We start from the raw sequence: 17,495 nt of genomic DNA, 5'->3' as shown, positions 1-17,495 counted from the left end.
TTAAACATACATTATGAAAAGTAAAATTCTATTTTTTTTATTTCTGGGTGGGCTTGTCAGTGCACAGGTCAACAGGTTTTTTTATGAATACAAGTTTATTCCGGATTCCAATAATAAGGAAGATGTAAAGACGGAAATGATGATGCTCGATATCGATAAAAACGGATCAAGCTATTACAGCCGTGATAAGTTTGTAGCAGATTCCACCGGAAAAGCAGAACTTGAAAAACAATTGAAAGCAGGCAGCGGAAATATCAGTATCAACAAAAGAGAAAGGCCGGGGCAGGTTTCCTATAAAGTAACCAAACAATACCCGGATTTTAAAACTTATCTTTTCAGAAGCATTTCCACAGATAAATATAAAATAAAAGAAGATCAGAAACCGGAATGGAAGATATTGCCCGAGAAACAAAAAATAGGAGCGTATCAGGCTCAGAAAGCCACTGCCAGCTTTGGAGGAAGGGAATGGATAGCCTGGTTTACGACAGATCTTCCTTTTCAGGATGGGCCTTATGTCTTTTACGGTCTTCCCGGTCTCATCGTAAAGATTGAGGACACCACCGGATCTCATATCATGACGATGATAGGCAATAAAACGATTAATACTCCGGCTGCTGACTCGGAAATGCAGATGCCTGATCATGTAAAAGTGTTGGGAATAGGCGGAAAAGAACTGGAAGTCACAAAAGATCAGTTCAAAAAAGTATGGAAGGCTTATGTAAATGATCCGGCAAAGAATATGAGAGAAATGTTGATGAAAAATGGTGATGGCAATACCAAATTTAGTTTCAAGCTGAGAACAGAAGGCGGCAAAGAAATCTCAGATCCCAATCAGGTACTTAGGGAAATAGAAAAAAATACTAAAGAAGCCCTAAAAAAAGATAACAATCCGATTGAACCGGATCTGGTAAATTAAAAATTATATTTTCTAATATCTGCAGGATGGCATACGTGTCATCCTGTTTTTGTTTGACAAAAGAAGTCAAATAAAATGTGACAAATATCAATTCATGATGTTATAATATATTTTTTTATCTTTCAATAAGCAATAAGCAATAAGCAATAAGCAATAAGCAATAAGCAATAAGCAATAAGCAATAAGCAATAAGCAATAAGCAATAAGCAATAAGCAATAAACTTTATATCTTATGACAGAAAAGGAAAAATGTGCAGCCGGACTTTTATACAACGCCAACTACGATAAAGAACTGATACAGGAACGCATTGCATGCAAAGATTTGTGCCAGGAATATAATGCTCTCAAAAACTCCGATTCCGAAAACAGATACCAGCTTCTTAAAAGGATTATCGGCAGTATAAAAGAAAATATCTGTATAGAGCCCAGTTTCTGGTGTGATTACGGATATAATATAACCGTAGGAGAGAATTTCTATGCCAATCATAACCTTGTCATTTTGGATTGTGCCAAAGTAGAGTTTGGTGATAATGTGTTTATCGGTCCCAACTGCAGTTTCTATACTGCAGGCCATCCGCTTGATGCACTGCAAAGGAATGAAGGACTGGAATATGCACATCCCATCAAAGTAGGCGATAATGTCTGGCTGGGAGGAAACGTCGTTGTACTTCCGGGTGTTTCTATCGGAAATAATTCTGTGATTGGAGCTGGAAGTGTGGTAACGAAAGATATTCCTGAGAATGTAGTGGCCGTGGGAAATCCGTGTAAGATTGTGAAAAATATCCCGGAAGAATAATATACAGGATCACTATAAAGTAAAATCCCGAAACAATGTTCCGGGATTTTTATGTTTGAACAAGGATCAGTGATTATGCTAATTTCTGAGAATCTGCAACAAACTGAGCCAATCCGCTGTCTGTTAATGGGTGCTTCAATAAGCTCAGGATCGGAGGAAGTGGAGATGTGATAACATCAGCTCCGATTTTAGCACAGTCGATGATATGCATTGAGTGACGGATAGAAGCTGCCAGGATTTCAGTTTCGTACATATAGTTATCGAAAATCAATCTGATTTCCTGAATAAGGTTCAAACCGTCTGTAGAGATATCATCTAATCTTCCTAAGAAAGGAGAAACATACGTTGCTCCCGCTTTAGCTGCCAGAAGAGCCTGTCCCGGAGAGAAAATTAATGTACAGTTAGTTTTGATACCTTTATCGGAAAAATATTTTAAAGCTTTGATTCCATCTTTGATCATCGGAATTTTTACAACGATATTCGGGTGAATAGCAGCCAATTCGTCTCCTTCTTTAATCATTTCTTCATACGTTGTAGAAAGAACTTCCGCAGAAATATCTCCGTCTACAAGCTCGCAGATCGTTTTATAATGGTTTTTGATGGCTTCAGCTCCCTGAATACCTTCTTTTGCCATTAGTGAAGGGTTGGTTGTTACACCATCTAAAATTCCAAGATCTCTTGCTTCCTTGATTTGCTCTAAATTAGCTGTGTCAATAAAAAATTTCATTTTGATAAATAGATTTATTGATACAAATATAGGGAATTAATTGGGTTATGAGGTATGAATTTTGAGTTACGGGGTTTTGGGTTTGCGGTGGTAGAGTGAGAGGGTTTGAGGGGAAACGGGTTTGGCTGTGGGAGTGTATGAAAGTAATTGTTTTTGAAATAATAAAAAAGAAATTCCCTACATATTCGTCAAACTGTTATTTTTGCTTCTAGCTTCTAGCTTCTAGCTTCTAGCTTCTAGCTTCTAGCTTCTAGCTTCTAGCTTCTAGCTTCTAGCTTCCAGCTTCCAGCCAGACCAACTTAAATTACCATCCATGAAAAACAATAGTTTCAGCGCCACATTGGAAATCATAGGAATTAATCCTTTTGTATTTGTTCCGGAAGAAATACTGGACACAATTTTTGAAAAATCTGGTAGAAATAAGAGCCCAATCGCTGTAAAAGGAACGGTGAACGGGAAAGAATTCAAACAGAATCTTATGAAATATTTAGGTGAGTGGAGGCTTTACGTGAATCTGACTATGCTGAAAAATTCTCCGAAAAGAATCGGGGAAATTATTGAAGTTGTTCTGGAATATGATGATTCCGACCGAAGTATACCTATTCATCCTCAATTAGAAAAGGCAATCAAAGAAAGTGCTTTAGCTAAGGAAAATTTTGAAAAGCTGATTCCTTCAAGAAAAAATGAGCTGGTAAGGTATATTAATAATTTAAAAACTAAAGCCAGTATTCAGAAAAATATTGAGAAAATCATCAGGCATCTGCATGGTGAAACAGATTTTTTCGGAAAGATGATTGAGTAGGATCATAGCAAGACAAAATTTCAAATAATACAGGAAATCTGGAATTATAAAAGAGTAACTCTGCACAAAAAAATATATTTTAATTTAATGCAAAGATTAGCTTAAATTCTCTTATTCCTAAGGGTGCTAAGAAAGCGACAATATTGCTGATGAAGCTTTATGATATACATGCGCTTAGAAAGAATCAATGAAATAGATTCCATCCTTGGCTTCCTCAAAAATTTAACAGCATTTACCTGATCTTTGCGTTAAATTTAAATCATGATTTTTGATATTAAAACATATATAAATAAACAAAAATGCCGGAAAAACTTCCGGCATTTTCTTTTTTACTAAGAATTTAATGCTTTGCTAAGCTTCACAGCATCCTGGTTGGTAGGATCATACTGTATCGATTTCGCAATATGTTCTTTTGCTTTATTAGGATCTGTTTTCTGCTCTGTAAAGGCAAGATAGAAATAAGCATATGCCAGATTCTTCTTGTTTTGCTCTACTTCTTCAGGTTTTACCGTTGCAATATACTTTTCATAAGCAATTTTTGCGTTGGCATCATCTTTTGCAGACTGATAGGCATAAGCCTGGCTGTAATAAGCCGGAGCCCAGTCCGGTAATAAAGCTGATATTTTTTTCCAGGTATCAATTGCATTTGGCCAGTCTGAAGCCTCCTGATAAGCATTAGCCAGTTTTGCTAATGATTCTGCATCCTTGGGATTGGCTGCGATCTGTTTTTTAAGATCTTCGATAGTTGGATTAGTTGTTTGACTCGTTGCTGCTGAAGTTTCAGGCTGAGTCGTTTGTGCATTTACAAGACTTACACTTCCTGCTAGTATTAAGCCTAAAAACAGGCTATTAATTTTACTCATTTTCATAATCTTATATTTTAAAGTCAAAATCTAAAATTCAATAATAATTCCACAAAACCGTAAATTTTAGAGGCTTTAAGTTTTTTTAGAAAATATTAACGGGATTGATGTTTTTTTTAATTTAATTTTTGATTCGTTGATCTTTGAGGCTATCTTTGTGATTCGTTTTTTAATAATACTTATAAATTTCGTGGTATGAATATCATATTAGCTTCAACATCTACACTTTTTGGTGGAGAATATCTGGAATACTTAAGAGAAGAATTAATCCAACTTTATAACGGAATTGATGAAATTGTATTTATTCCTTTTGCAAGACCAGGCGGAATTTCCCATGATGATTATACCGCAAAAGCACGTTCTTTCTTTGAAACTATCGATATAAAAGTGAAAGGTCTTCACGAATTTGAAGATAAAAAGGAAGCCATTCATCAGGCAAAAGGTTTCTTTACAGGAGGCGGAAATACCTTTTTATTGGTTAAAACATTACATGAAGAAGGGCTGATGTCTGTCCTGAAAGAAAATGTATCAAAAGGAAAAGCCTATCTCGGATGCAGTGCAGGAAGCAATATCGGAGGCCAGAATATGAAGACAACGAACGATATGCCGATTGTATATCCGCCAAGTTTCGACTGTATGGGATTGGTGCCTTTCAATATTAATCCGCATTATCTTGATCCTAATCCCGACTTAAAGCATAACGGAGAAACCAGAGAAACCCGTATTCAGGAGTTTCTTACCCAGAATGATATCAAAGTGGTTGGTCTCAGAGAAGGGAACTGGATCAGAAGGACCAATGATTCCATTACTGTAGAAGGAAGTGAACTGACAAGGATTTTTGAAAAAGGAAAAGAGCCTTACGAAATAGAAGCAGGAAGCAGACTTTAATGAGCGAAAATGAAATTAATCTTTTCATAGAACGCAATCTCACTAATTTTTCAGTGAACAGTACCGGATGGAATGAACTGATCCGGAAATTGCTGTATGAATTTGCTTTGGCAGGCTGGAATATGGAATACCGTGTCTTTGGAAAGGAGAAGTTTGGTGAATTGAGATGCTATACCTATTCTGAGGATGAAACGCTTAATGACAAACTTAAAAAGATCAAAAGTAAATATTCGGAACTTTCTGTCAAGACCTGTGAGATCTGTGGAGAAGAAGGTAAAATGAGAACCATAGGCTCATGGCAGACCACATTGTGCCTGAACCATTTTCTGGAGCAGCAGCCCGTTATTGAGATTGATGATAAACAGAATATCAAAAGAAATAATGAGACCGTTCTGAATAGTAAAGATATTGTCAAAGCCGAGGTTGAGTATGATCTTCAGAGTTTATGGCTTTATACCCATCATGAAGAGGGTCTTTATTTCTCATGGCAGGAACCCAATTATTATCTGCTTTTGAGAAGCGTTCCCCTGTCTCTTTTTCCAGAAGAAAACCGGAATGAAATCTCAGCAGTATTTCAGGACCTCCGGAATTGTGAAATATGCGGTTATAAAGCCGTATACCAAAGACACTGCCTGAGATGCCACCACGAGCCCTGGAACGATTCCGGATTTTTTACCGCAGATTACGGGGACAAATCGAACTATATAAAGGAATGCCAGATGGACATTTTTGTAGATGAAGATGATTATGAGAAATATTTCAAACATGATCGTTCATTTGAAAAATCTCCTGGCCATCAGATACTTTTCACCTCCGAAGAGCTCAGTGAGTATGAAAAGCTTTTATTTTAACTATATTTGATCAGAATTTAAATCAATAGAAAAAGGCCCGGATACTCTTTGTAAACTGTAACGGAAACCTTTGCATGCAGACCCAAATAACAATGTAATGAAAAAAACATTTGCAGTTCTCATACTCTCTGTACAGATGGTTGCTGCACAGAATATAGCCCAAAAATTAGATAAAGTAACAAAGGATCTTATGGATTCTTCAGGAGCAATATCTTCCAGCTTGTCTTTTTATGTTTCCGATGAAAACGGGAACTTTTTATATGAATATCAGGGAAATAAAGGTCTTTCTACTGCCTCTACACAAAAGATTTTCACAGCAGGAGCTGCACTGGAAACTTTAGGAAAAAACTATACTTTTACCACCACTTCAAGCTATTCCGGAAATATCTCCGGAGGGACACTTAATGGAAACCTTTTCATCAGCTCCAACGGCGATCCTACTTTGGGAAGCTGGAGATATGATGGCTATAAACCCGAAAATTTTAAAAAGAAACTGATTGATGCTATCAAAAATTCAGGGATAACAAAAATATCAGGAGATCTGATCATTGATGATTCTTATTTTGATCATCAAACGATTCCGGGAGGCTGGCCGTGGGATGACCTGGGGAATTACTATGGTGCGGGTGTATGGGGAATCAACTGGAAAGAGAACCAGTTTGATATCAATATTAATGGAACCGATTTTAAAAGCTTTTCTTATCCGCTGGAAGGTGTGAAGTGGCTGAATGACCTGAAAACAGGAGGAAACTCGGATCAAAGCCTGATCTTTACTGCTCCTCACTCTGATGTCGCTTTGATTAATGGAATGCTTCCGGCTGGAAAAACAGTAACGGTTTCCGGCTCTGCTCCCAATCCGCCGCTGCAGCTGGCAGCAGAAGTAAAACAATGGCTGAAGGAATCAGGAATTGAACTTTCTGGAAAAGCTGTAACGAATTCTCAGCTTGAAATAGAAGGAAAAAATCCTTTATCAGCTCCAAAAAATAATATTATCCTCACTTATCAATCTCCGACTCTTGATAAAATTGTGTACTGGTTTCTGAGAAAAAGTATCAATCTGTATGGAGAAACATTAATTAAAACATTAGGAAAAGAGAAAAAAGGAAGTTCAAACTTCAAAAGCGGAGTTGCCTATCTGAAAGAATTCTGGAAATCAAAAGGGATCAATCCTAATATGATCAACTTTGCAGATGGAAGTGGGCTTTCCCCCCAGAATTATGTGTCTGCAAAAGCAGAAGTGCAGGCTCTTTTATATGCTAAAAAACAATCCTGGTTTGAAGCATACTACGATGGATTTCCGGTTCAGGATAATGGTATGAAAATGAAAAGCGGAACCATGAGAGATACCAAATCATTTGCCGGATACCACACCGCAAAAGATGGGAAAAAATATGTATTTTCGATTATCATCAACAACTATCAGGGAAGCGGAAATACTGAGCTGCAGAAAATCCTGAATGTTTTAAAATAAAATACTTTGAGAAAATCCATCCTCACCAGACTGAATAACTGGATCATTTTTGTTGTGATGACTACTTTGGTTATTGCCATTGTAGTGGCTTCAACATCGCTTATTAATTTTCTCAGAAAAGAGGAGATCAAAAGGATCAGTCTTCTTTCCAAAGCGATAAGAATACAACAGGAGGTTAAAACTCCGGATACTGATGTGCTGGATCTGCTGCCGGATATTCTGAACATTAACAATACCATTCCGTTCATTGTAACAGATAAATATAAAAACCCGATTCTTGACCTTGGATACTACAGAAATATTCCTGAAAGTACGATTAAAAGTCCTGAAAAACTGCAGGATCTGATCCGCAATATGGAAAAAAATTATGATCCTATTGAGATCAAAGTGCCGGATGGAAATAATCAGTTTGTCTATTATGACAACTCGCGTCTGCTTAATAATCTCAGGTATTCCCCCTATATTTTAGGGCTGTTTATTCTGCTGTATTTTGGTTTTTCTTTCTGGTTTTTCAAGACCATTAAAAAGACGGATGAAGGATATCTTTGGGCGGGTCTGGCTAAAGAAACCGCGCATCAGATCGGAACACCTTTATCATCCATGATTGGGTGGATGGAAATTATGAAGCTTGATAATCCGGATTCGGAAGGAGTACATGAAATAGAAAAAGATATTGAAAGACTCAGAACGATCTCAGAGCGATTCTCAAAAATAGGTTCTGTTCCAGAACTGAATGACAGAAATTTTAATAAAACCATTCAGGAGAATTATGATTATTTAAAAACAAGGATCTCCAGAAAGATAAATTTTACGCTTAATTTACCTACGTATACCGTTCTGGTTCCTCACAATAAAATTCTGATGAGTTGGGTCATTGAAAATCTGGTAAAAAATGCGGTGGATGCGATGAAAGGTGAAGGCTCTATTACCATGTCTGTTTTTGAAAGAAATAAGAATATTTTAATTGAAGTAAAGGATAATGGAAGCGGAATGACCAAACAGCAGGCACGAAATGCTTTTAATCCCGGATATTCTACCAAGAAAAGAGGCTGGGGACTAGGATTGTCACTGGCAAGAAGGGTAATTCATGAATACCACAACGGAGATATCAAAATATCTCAGACTGAAGTAGGAAAGGGAAGTACTTTCAGGATTACAATCAGAAAAGAGGATTGATTCTCGTTGAAATTATAGCAAATAATAAACCTAACAGGTTTTCAAAACCTGTTAGGTTTGTATCAGGATAAAGCTGAGAAAAATAAAAAGCGGGGAAATTTTCCCCGCTTTTCACTTTATTTTTTACCTGTAAGCCATTGAGTCTGCAGTTTCAGTTCTTCCGGTGTTGGATTCGCTTTAAAAGAAAGTGTTTCCATGGTCATTTTATCCAGAATTGCTTTTCCTTTCAATGTCATTTTCTCTTTTTTGCCGGCATTGTCTCTTAGAATGGTTACCGTAACTTCCTGCCCGTCCTTGATCGTTCTGGTATATCCGATAAAATCCTGTACCTTTTTGATATCTACCGTTCTTCCATCTAAAGCAAGAACCTGGTCTGTGATTTTGAATCCGATACTTTTTGCAAATGGAGACAGTGCAGAATGTTCATCAAAAGCAAAGGCATTGGTCTTTTCATCAAAACCTGTCTGATTCGGATCTTTGATAAACCAGAACAAAGGCTGGCTTTCCTGCTTTTTAATATCCACCCCTACCATGCTCAGATATTGTGCGTAAGGTGTTGGCTGGTTTCCTGCGATATATTTGTTGTAGAATTCTTTTACCTGAGGATATCCGGTAACTGTTACCAACTCGTCAATCAGTTTATCATCTTTGAAAGGTTTGTTTTCACCAAATCTCTGAGACAGCTTTCTGATCATATCCCGATATCCCATTTCTCCGTTGGATAATTTTCTAAGCTCGATGTCTAAGCACATTGCAAGGAGAGCTCCTTTCTCATAGACGTTTCTGTACTGATCTTTATAAGGTTCTACCAATACATTTTTACTCATTACTGTAAATGGCATTGTATCGTCATAGCTCTTGGAATTGGCAATTTTTTCACCAATTCTTTCAAGGAACTGATCTTTATTGATCAAACCTTCCTGGATCTGGAATAAGTTGGCAAAATATTCCGTTCCGCCTTCATACATCCATAAGTGCTGAGACATTTTCGGATCTGCATAATCAAAATAATGAATCTCTTCGGAATGGGTTTTCAGAGGGTTTACCGTATGGAAAAACTCGTGGGAAACCACATCTGTAATCGTATTGTCAATGGCATCTTTCGGCATTGCTTCAGGCAGCACCACACTTGTAGATTCGTGGTGTTCCAATGCTCCGAAGCCTTTAATGCTAGGTCCGTCACCACCGGAAAGGTAAAGCATGATAGCATACTTTTTATTCGTGTTCATATCGCCCAGGAATTTCTTTTGGGCAACCACCATTTTTTCAAGATTTTCTTTGAAATCGGCAGCTTTATATTTTCCTGTCGGAGAATAAACGCCCAGTACAAGATCCATTCCTCCGGCATTGAAGGTAATATAATCCGGCTTTGTATACATTAATGGTGAATCGGTCACCTTAGCATAGTTGGCAAGAGTATAGGTATCTGTAGATTCAGATTTATCCTGATCTACCAGTGCTGTCGTTCCATAGAAATCAGTGGGTTTCTGAACGACAAGCTGATAAGGAACATCCTGCATGTTCTCGATATATCCGATAAATCCGTGGGTATTGATCATGTATATCTTTCCTTCTTCAATATCAGTTCCTGAAGGAGAAAATACGGCTTTATGCTTTGAGGTATCCAATTCATCATCAAAACTGTCATTCACAAGATAAGAGATTTTGGAAAGACCCTGAGCATTTTTCAATGAATAGGTATTGTCATTTACTTTAGTATAAGTAAGCTCTTTTCCTTTATTATCATAAAATTTGATTCCTTCGATGAATCTTCCATAGTCGTCTACAGAATAAGTACCCGGAACTGTTTTAGGGAAATGAAATTTAATGTCACCGGATTTCATTTTTGGGAACTCCATGGTAACGGCTACTTTATCATCTTTTACATTGACAAGGTCAATAGTGGTTTTTATAGACTGTGCATTTGCTAAAAAAGCAGCAAAAATACCAAGGCTAAGTACTGTTTTTCTCATTAGGTTTAAATTAATAGTTAAATAGTTGCTTTTTTTCTGAATTTGTTACGAAAAAAAGTATTAAACTTTTCTTAAAATTTTAAGATCAAAAAAATGAAAGGCAAATCTGCTGGTGTGCAAATCTGCCTTTTTCTTTATTTAATATTTTTATAATTAATATAATAGTTGGGATCAAGCTCAACAGGAGAGCTGTTTTTAAGCTTTACAGTCTGCCATTCTTCCGTTGGATTTATGGTCTGGTCACCATTGATGAGTATCGGCAGTTTAAGGTTTTTTACCACATCGGTATACCGGAATTTTAAAGTATCACCATCCTGGGCATACTCAAGGGTTGGAATTTTTATTGTTCTCAGGTACTGATCAAATACTGTTGAAAAATCGATTCCCGATTTTGAGGAGATATAATTTTCTACCTGTTGTGTGGTAACGGTCTGATGATAAAAATCTTTATTCAAACCTCTTAAAATCTGTCTGAATTTTTCATCGTTATGGATAACCTGTCTTATCGTGTGAAGCATATTGGCTCCTTTCGGGTACATATCTCCGCTGCCTTCATTTCTTACACCATACCTGCCAATAATAGGAATATCATTGTCTATCAATTTCCTGATCCCCTGAACATAGGTTTCAGCAGATTTTTTGTCCATATATTTTTCCGTGAAAAGAGTCTCGGAATAATTGGTGAAACTTTCATGGATCCACATATCAGCTTGGTCTTTTGCTGTGATATTATTGGCGAACCATTCGTGGCCGCTTTCATGAATAATAATGAAATCCCATTTCAGACCCACTCCTGTACCGGAAAGATCTTTTCCTCTGTACCCGTTCTGGTACCCATTTCCGTAAGCAACATTACTCTGATGTTCCATGCCAAGGTGAGGAGATTCTACAAGTTTGTATGAATCTTCATAAAACGGATACGGACCAAACCAGTATTCAAATGCGGAGAGCATAGGTTTCACCTGTTGAAACTGTTTTTTTGCCTTATCAAGATTATAGTCAATTACCCAGTAATCCAGGTCCAGTTTTCCTTTTTCACCCTCAAATACATCTTTAAAATTGACGTACTTTCCTATACTCGGGATAATGGAGTAGGCATTGATAGGATTTTTAACCTCCCAGGTATAAGTAGTTTTATTTCCGGTTGTTTTTTTATCAGTGAGTCTGCCATTACCCACACCTACCAGATCATTAGGAGTTATAATTTTCATAATGATTCCGTTGTCAGGTTCATCGCTCCAGATATCTTTGGTAGGAAGCCATATGGAAGCTCCTATTCCCTCGTCAGCAGCTGTCATCCATGGGTTTCCTTTTTCATCTTTAGTGAAAACCCATCCTCCATCCCATGGCGCATTTTTAGCAATCGTAGGATTTCCGGAATAGATGACGTTAATCGTATATTTTTCGCCTTTTTTGAATTTTTTATTCGCTGTAATGAAAATAAAGTCTCCATCCTGTCTGTAATTGGCAATAGGAAAGTTTCCTTCCACTTTGTCAGCTTTCATAGGCTGCTGAAGGTCAATCTGAAATACAGGATTGGTAACATCTTTTATAATCTCAAAACTGATTTTATTATTTCCTTTGATACTTTTCTGCTCAAAATCCGGTTCTACGGAAAGGTCATATTTTTTGACATCCCAAAAATTTCTGAACTCGGTATTGGAACCCTTTAAAGTATCCTGTTTGGTAAAAGTCTTATCTTTTTCAAAGAACTGTCCGAAAACCAGTCCTGATGCAAATAAGAGGGTGTATGACAATTTTTTCATGTAAACTGTTATTAAATCTTTTCAAAAGTATAAAATTAAATTAATAGGCTGATGCCGGAAATCAAATTAAATAAAGATTTTAGAAAGGCATAAAAAAAGCCCGGTCATTGCCGGGCTCTAAAAACGGGTTAGGTTTTATTTTTTGATGAATTTCAGATTTGAAGTCGTTCCTTTGTCTTCAATTGAAATAATATAAGTTCCTGTCGTTAATTTTGAAACAGAGATTTTATTATCATTAATTGGTCCGTTCATTACTTTCTGACCGGCCATATTCGTAATGACAAACTGAGCTTTAGATGAGATTTCAGTTACATTCAATATATCACTTGCCGGGTTAGGGTAGATCTGGATTGAATTCTTATCCTTCACTGTCTCACTGGTGGAAAGCTGTTGCTGAATCAACACCGGATAATCCTCAACTTCACCATATTGCTGATTGCTGCATCCGCTGCTTGGCTGGCTTTCATATCCTAATACAACTCTCATAATAACGTTTCCTCCCGTATAAGCATCTGCCGGTACGGAGAATGTTCCGGAAACCGGTGTTGCTATGCTAGGTGCACTGGTGTAGATTACTTCAGAAGAAGAGAATACTCCGTCTTTGTTGAAATCGATCCAGGCGGTTACTCCATCGTTATACTGTGAGCTCGTCCACGCCTTGGAGATGCTTACATTATTCCCTGAAGATCCGGCCATTAGAGTGATCAGTTTCGAAGGATCTGTAGTATAGTCTGTGTAAGGAGTGTTGCTGCTGGTGTTTGAAACTGGGCTCATTCCTGCGCCGGTTACTGTAACATTGGAAATATACTCGTCAGCGGCATTGGTTCCGGTGATTGAACATTTAGCAAAAGATAATGTGGTAAAATTCGTTGATGCTGAATAAGAACCAACCGAACCTCCGCAGACATTGGCTACCTGTACTTCATATTGAGTAGCTTCTGTAAGCCCTGAAATGTTATAAGAATTTGTTGAAACAGGAACAGTAGTCCATGTGGCTGTCCCCACTTTTCTGTACTGTACAGAATACGTTGCTCCAACTAGCGCTGTCCAGTTTACAGATGCAGATGTTCTGGTAATACCACTTACCGTAACTCCTGTTGGAGCAGATGTTGTACAGGCGCCCGCTGATGCGGAAACAGCAGCATTCCCAATGGCATAGAATACATTATCAATGGCACTTACTCTTATTTTTACACCGGTGCCTGTAGCCAGAGAAGAGAATGAAAACGGCTCAGATCCGTCATTAGCTGTAGATGGGCTGATAACCGTCCATGTCGTTCCATTATCTGTAGTATAATCTATTTTAACATTCTGAACATTGTATGGTGCATTATTAGTGTTTACGACATCCCAGGTAACAGCTCCCGGTGTATTATTGTAAACGGTGGTTGAAGTCACTTTGAAAGGACCTTCATTTCCTATGTCCACTTTCATCAGGCTGCTTTGTGTCTGCTGCTGTGCAGCATCCGGATTGTTATCTCTCACCGTTACCTTGAAATTCATGGTTCTTGGGATATTGGATACAGTTTCCCAGTCTGTAGGGCTGGTAAGAGTACCATTAAGAACGTTGTTGAATTTAGGGAAATAACGGGTAGGGGAAGTGGTAGGCATCAGAGATCTGAAATTCGCGCCATTATTTCTGGTTGCACTTACCGGACCAAAAGCAGACGTAGCCAGATCATACTGTTCCCAGGTATAGGTCATCGGATCATTTTGTGTATCTGTTGCAGAAGCTGTTAACACAAAAGCTGTTCCTTTAGGGATCATTTTATTAGCCATTGGCTGAATAGAAGGAGGTGTATTCGCCACATTTGTAATAATTCCACAGTCCTGAGCATTAACGTAGGCTCCTACTTCTTCAATATTTTTGGTATGGAAATAAGCATCAGAATGCATCTGAACATTATAGTTGGTAATACCGGCATATCCCATAATCGAAGATCCTGATCCCGGTTCCATGTGGGCTCCGTGCAAAGCAATAGACATGGTGTGTGCAGCACCGAACTGGTGGCCAATTTCATGCGCTACAAAATCGATATCATAATTATCTCCAAAAGGCTGATCCGGAGTAGAAGGAGAAGTTATTCCTGCTCCTTTAGAAGTAGCATCATTGTTGTTTGCAGGGTTTCTGCAGACATTTCCTACATCTCCGGCACTTCCGCCGCCACCTCTGTGGCCAAAGAAATGTCCTATATCATAGGCAGCGTTACCTACACCAGCGGTATTGGTAAGGGTTTGCTGAAGCTGAAGGTTCCATGCTGCGGGAGCACTATAGGTACCATTTGAATTGGTAATTACATTCGAATAAGGGTCTGTCGCGGGATCTGCAAATATAAGTTGGGGAAGATCCTGTACGATCATGTGGATCCCAAAATCTTTTTCAAAAACACCATTTACACGGTTCATGGTAGCATTAATTCGCGCTGCTGCCAAAGGAACACTTCCGGCAAGCTGTGTGTATTCACCGTTTACCGAGATGGCAATTCTATAGGTTCTGTATTTTTGTTCGTTACTTTTATTAGCGCTCCCTAAACCCTTTAAAACGTTTTTTGTTTTAAGCAGCTTATTCATTTCTTTCTTTGCCTTCTCAGGCTCAGCAGTTCTGCATTCGAAAGGGTCTTCATGGGATTTGTTGGATTTGAAAAAGACTCCGTATACATCCTTTTCTTTATTGATGGGTTCTATGAATTCGTATTTTCCTGAATCAGTATCGAATGTCATAGATTGGAAATCATTAGGTGCTGTACTGAACCGGATTTGTTTATGTGGATTATCTAACCCGATACCGGCATAAGCTCCCAATTCATATCGGTCTGCCATTGATTTTTCAACTACAGGCGAACTGTAAACCGAAAACCTTTCAATTCTTCCATCTGCTGTAGGGATAGAAACGATTACAGCGTTTCCACCTTTTCCTGCTTCAGGAGCATTCTTTAGTTGATTTCTTAATGCAGAAAGGTCAAATTTGTAAGCATATTCTACCTTTACTTCCTTTCTTATCGGAGTAATTTTTTCCGAGACAGGTTCCCAGCGTTGTGCCTGCAAACCGCCCAGACTTAAAGCCAGTGCACAGACGAAAATAATTTTCTTTTTCATATTTTTATTGATTGTTGTTAAAGTTTTTAAAGATAGCGTATTTTTTTAAAAGAAATGTTGATATAACTGTGTTAATTATTCCAAACTTTATATTGTTGGTTAAATTTCATTGTTGTTTTTAATTAAATTAAGAATAAATATAATTAAGATTAATATTTTTATATAAAATGAGCGCTACTATTCAGCTGAATAGTAGCGCTTATGCTTTTATGAGTAAAAAATACTGTTTATTTCTGTACTGCAGGAAGATTTGCGTTGTTCTTCCGTACTTTTTTATAAGTAAACGTACACATCATGATGCTGAATTCATATAAAATCAACAGCGGGAATGCAGCCATCAGCATACTTAAAACGTCTGCCGGAGTAATGATTGCAGCTACTACCATAATTAAAACAATAGCGTGGCGACGGTAAGTTTTCATGAACGTAGGTGTAAGAATTCCGATGCTGGTAAGGAAATAGATCAGAATCGGGAAAAGGAAAATAACACCCATACCCAAAACCACCTGTAAGAATAATGTGGTATAATCACTTAAATCATAAAGGGGAACAATAATATCTGAGATTTTAAAAATAACCCCGAAATTGACTGCAAACGGAAGGATTAAAAAATAACCGCATAAAACTCCGGTCATAAAAAGCATCCATACCGCATTAATAATATAAATAGAATTTTTTTTCTCTCTCGGATGTAAAGCCGGACTGATAAAACGCCACAGTTCCCATACAATATAAGGAAATGCCACTACCATTCCACCAAAAATTGAAACAGCCATCATGACATTGAACTGCTGATACAATCTCTGTACACGAACAGGAAAGTCCTTTGGAAGATGAATACTGTCTTCACCTAAAATCATTCTTGAAAAATGATTAACAAGTCTGAAGGTAGGGAAATCATTTCTGGTAGGCCCAAAAAAGATATGGTCCATAATCCAGTTGATGTTAAAGCCTACCACAAAAGCGGCAACTATGATAGCAATAATCGATCGGATCAGGTGCCCTCTTAATTCTCCTATATGCCCAAGAAAGGACATGTCTTTACCTTCACTCACAGAATAAAATTTTAAAGCGCAAATTTATAAAAAAAATGACAGAAGCAAGAGTCTGTGAATGATTAGTTAGATTTTACCTGTAATCTGCAAAATCATCCCTCAGTTTAACATCTCCTCTGATTTATAAGTTCTAATTAATCCCTTCGTCTAACAGTTTATGCAGATCGATAATCCCGAAATACTTGCCGTTTTCCGTTACTACAAGCTGACCGATGTTATTTTCTTTCAGAATTTTCATGGCTTCTTTAGCCAAAGCACCCTTTTCAATTGTTCTCGGACGGGCAGACATGATATCTTTTGCTGATACCTTACTGATATCTTCTCCTTTCATCAGCATTCTTCTTAGGTCTCCGTCTGTAATAACGCCAATAATCTGGTCTCCATTCGTTACCACCGTGATTCCGTGGCTTGAGGCACTGATGGAAATAATGACATCTCTTATTGAAGAATCTTCCGTAACCTGAGGCTTTTGAGAAGAAAGGAACTGCTCTACTTTTGATGTCAGGTTTTTTCCTAAACTTCCTCCCGGGTGGAATTTGGCAAAATCATTCGCTTTGAAATCATTCAGTTCCATTAAAGCAACAGCCAAAGCATCTCCCAAAGCCATTTGTATAGTTGTAGAACTGGTAGGAGCCAGTTTATTCGGGCAGGCTTCGATATCAACATGAGTATCCAGAATAACATCCGAAAATTCTGCCAGTTTACTGGATCTGTTTCCGGTCATTCCAATTAAAGAAGAAGAGTAATCTTTCAAATAAGGAACCAGATTGGCAATTTCCGGAGAATTTCCTGAATTTGAGATACACAAAACCACGTCCTGTTTCTGAATAACTCCAAGATCACCATGAATCGCTTCCGAAGCATGTAAAAACTGTGAAGGAGTACCTGTTGAGTTTAATGTAGCAACAATTTTGTTACCCACATGTGCCGATTTTCCGATTCCTACAACAATGAGCTTCCCTTTTGCTGAATGAATGATCTCTACTGCACGGGCAAATTCGTCATCAATTCTGTTTTTTAATTTTTCAAGTTCAGAAATTTCTATTTCTAAAGTGCTTTTTGCAATTGATATAATGTTGGTTCTATCCATTTTACGATGATAAGGTATACAAAAA

At 37.7% G+C, this 17,495-nt stretch carries 14 protein-coding genes; 7 read left to right on the top strand and 7 right to left on the bottom strand.

All coding sequences use genetic code 11. The annotated features are described in order from the left end of the window. Positions 1-13 precede the first annotated feature (13 nt). Positions 14-916 (top strand): GLPGLI family protein, encoded by a 903-nt coding sequence (locus LIV57_RS18380; RefSeq protein WP_227943776.1) that lies wholly within the window; start codon positions 14-16, stop codon positions 914-916. A 232-nt stretch (positions 917-1,148) separates the two neighbouring features. Then, complete coding sequence (locus tag LIV57_RS18375; protein WP_227943775.1) at positions 1,149-1,712, top strand: sugar O-acetyltransferase; 564 nt, start codon at positions 1,149-1,151, stop codon at positions 1,710-1,712. Between the two features lie 73 nt (positions 1,713-1,785). On the opposite strand, the gene fsa is transcribed toward LIV57_RS18375, so the two are convergent. Then, positions 1,786-2,439, bottom strand: coding sequence for a fructose-6-phosphate aldolase (fsa, locus tag LIV57_RS18370; RefSeq protein ID WP_002978975.1), 654 nt, complete (start codon positions 2,437-2,439; stop codon positions 1,786-1,788). 313 nt (positions 2,440-2,752) lie between these two features. On the opposite strand from fsa, the gene LIV57_RS18365 reads away from it, so the two are divergent. After that, positions 2,753-3,241 (top strand): YdeI/OmpD-associated family protein, encoded by a 489-nt coding sequence (locus tag LIV57_RS18365; protein WP_227943774.1) that lies wholly within the window; start codon positions 2,753-2,755, stop codon positions 3,239-3,241. Between the two features lie 332 nt (positions 3,242-3,573). Here the strand turns inward: LIV57_RS18365 and LIV57_RS18360 are convergent, their stop codons facing one another. Then, the gene (locus tag LIV57_RS18360) at positions 3,574-4,104 is read right to left on the bottom strand and encodes a tetratricopeptide repeat protein (protein ID WP_227943773.1); all 531 of its coding nucleotides are present in this window, start codon (positions 4,102-4,104) and stop codon (positions 3,574-3,576) included. A gap of 195 nt (positions 4,105-4,299) precedes the next feature. Here LIV57_RS18360 and pepE point away from each other — a divergent pair, with 195 nt between their 5' ends. From pepE to LIV57_RS18340, 4 genes are all read left to right on the top strand, one after another. Further along, positions 4,300-4,992 (top strand): dipeptidase PepE, encoded by a 693-nt coding sequence (gene pepE / locus LIV57_RS18355; RefSeq protein WP_110010963.1) that lies wholly within the window; start codon positions 4,300-4,302, stop codon positions 4,990-4,992. Next, a complete protein-coding gene (locus tag LIV57_RS18350) occupies positions 4,992-5,843 on the top strand; it encodes a hypothetical protein (protein ID WP_227943772.1) in 852 nt (283 codons plus the stop codon). The genes pepE and LIV57_RS18350 overlap by 1 nt, the downstream gene beginning before the upstream one ends. A 97-nt stretch (positions 5,844-5,940) precedes the next feature. Further along, entirely contained in the window at positions 5,941-7,314 is a 1,374-nt protein-coding gene (gene dacB, locus LIV57_RS18345; RefSeq protein WP_227943771.1) for a D-alanyl-D-alanine carboxypeptidase/D-alanyl-D-alanine-endopeptidase, read from the top strand. 6 nt (positions 7,315-7,320) lie between these two features. Beyond that, positions 7,321-8,490, top strand: a complete 1,170-nt coding sequence (locus LIV57_RS18340) for a sensor histidine kinase (protein WP_227943770.1) — start codon at positions 7,321-7,323, stop codon at positions 8,488-8,490. A gap of 116 nt (positions 8,491-8,606) precedes the next feature. On the opposite strand, the gene LIV57_RS18335 is transcribed toward LIV57_RS18340, so the two are convergent. The 5 genes from LIV57_RS18335 to LIV57_RS18315 all read right to left on the bottom strand — a co-directional run bounded on the left by LIV57_RS18335 (position 8,607) and on the right by LIV57_RS18315 (position 17,470). Next, positions 8,607-10,463 carry a PDZ domain-containing protein gene (locus LIV57_RS18335; protein WP_227943769.1) on the bottom strand — a complete coding sequence of 619 codons (1,857 nt, stop codon included), beginning with the start codon at positions 10,461-10,463 and terminating at the stop codon, positions 8,607-8,609. Positions 10,464-10,597: 134 nt separating this feature from the next. Beyond that, positions 10,598-12,229, bottom strand: coding sequence for a M1 family metallopeptidase (locus LIV57_RS18330; RefSeq protein WP_227943768.1), 1,632 nt, complete (start codon positions 12,227-12,229; stop codon positions 10,598-10,600). 135 nt (positions 12,230-12,364) lie between these two features. Next, entirely contained in the window at positions 12,365-15,325 is a 2,961-nt protein-coding gene (locus tag LIV57_RS18325) for a reprolysin-like metallopeptidase (RefSeq protein ID WP_227943767.1), read from the bottom strand. A gap of 227 nt (positions 15,326-15,552) precedes the next feature. Beyond that, positions 15,553-16,380 (bottom strand): twin-arginine translocase subunit TatC, encoded by an 828-nt coding sequence (tatC, locus tag LIV57_RS18320; RefSeq protein ID WP_227943766.1) that lies wholly within the window; start codon positions 16,378-16,380, stop codon positions 15,553-15,555. 130 nt (positions 16,381-16,510) lie between these two features. Continuing rightward, positions 16,511-17,470: an SIS domain-containing protein gene (locus tag LIV57_RS18315; protein WP_227943765.1), complete on the bottom strand. Its 960-nt coding sequence runs from the start codon at positions 17,468-17,470 to the stop codon at positions 16,511-16,513. Between the last annotated feature and the right edge of the window lie 25 nt (positions 17,471-17,495).

Source organism: Chryseobacterium sp. X308 (assembly GCF_020733145.1).
Classification (GTDB): Bacteria; Bacteroidota; Bacteroidia; order Flavobacteriales; family Weeksellaceae; genus Chryseobacterium; species Chryseobacterium cupriresistens.
Note: the sequence above shows the minus strand (reverse complement) of the source record. Positions and strands in the feature narration are given on the sequence as shown.

Excerpts from the sequence above, each read along its gene's own strand:
- LIV57_RS18380 (WP_227943776.1), top strand. The coding sequence starts at position 14 with ATGAAAAGTAAAATTCTATTTTTTTTATTTCTGGGTGGGCTTGTCAGT.
- LIV57_RS18375 (WP_227943775.1), top strand. The coding sequence starts at position 1,149 with ATGACAGAAAAGGAAAAATGTGCAGCCGGACTTTTATACAACGCCAAC.
- LIV57_RS18360 (WP_227943773.1), bottom strand. The coding sequence starts at position 4,104 with ATGAGTAAAATTAATAGCCTGTTTTTAGGCTTAATACTAGCAGGAAGT.
- LIV57_RS18335 (WP_227943769.1), bottom strand. The coding sequence starts at position 10,463 with ATGAGAAAAACAGTACTTAGCCTTGGTATTTTTGCTGCTTTTTTAGCA.
- LIV57_RS18350 (WP_227943772.1), top strand. The coding sequence starts at position 4,992 with ATGAGCGAAAATGAAATTAATCTTTTCATAGAACGCAATCTCACTAAT.
- pepE (WP_110010963.1), top strand. The coding sequence starts at position 4,300 with ATGAATATCATATTAGCTTCAACATCTACACTTTTTGGTGGAGAATAT.
- dacB (WP_227943771.1), top strand. The coding sequence starts at position 5,941 with ATGAAAAAAACATTTGCAGTTCTCATACTCTCTGTACAGATGGTTGCT.
- LIV57_RS18365 (WP_227943774.1), top strand. The coding sequence starts at position 2,753 with ATGAAAAACAATAGTTTCAGCGCCACATTGGAAATCATAGGAATTAAT.
- fsa (WP_002978975.1), bottom strand. The coding sequence starts at position 2,439 with ATGAAATTTTTTATTGACACAGCTAATTTAGAGCAAATCAAGGAAGCA.
- LIV57_RS18330 (WP_227943768.1), bottom strand. The coding sequence starts at position 12,229 with ATGAAAAAATTGTCATACACCCTCTTATTTGCATCAGGACTGGTTTTC.
- LIV57_RS18325 (WP_227943767.1), bottom strand. The coding sequence starts at position 15,325 with ATGAAAAAGAAAATTATTTTCGTCTGTGCACTGGCTTTAAGTCTGGGC.
- LIV57_RS18315 (WP_227943765.1), bottom strand. The coding sequence starts at position 17,470 with ATGGATAGAACCAACATTATATCAATTGCAAAAAGCACTTTAGAAATA.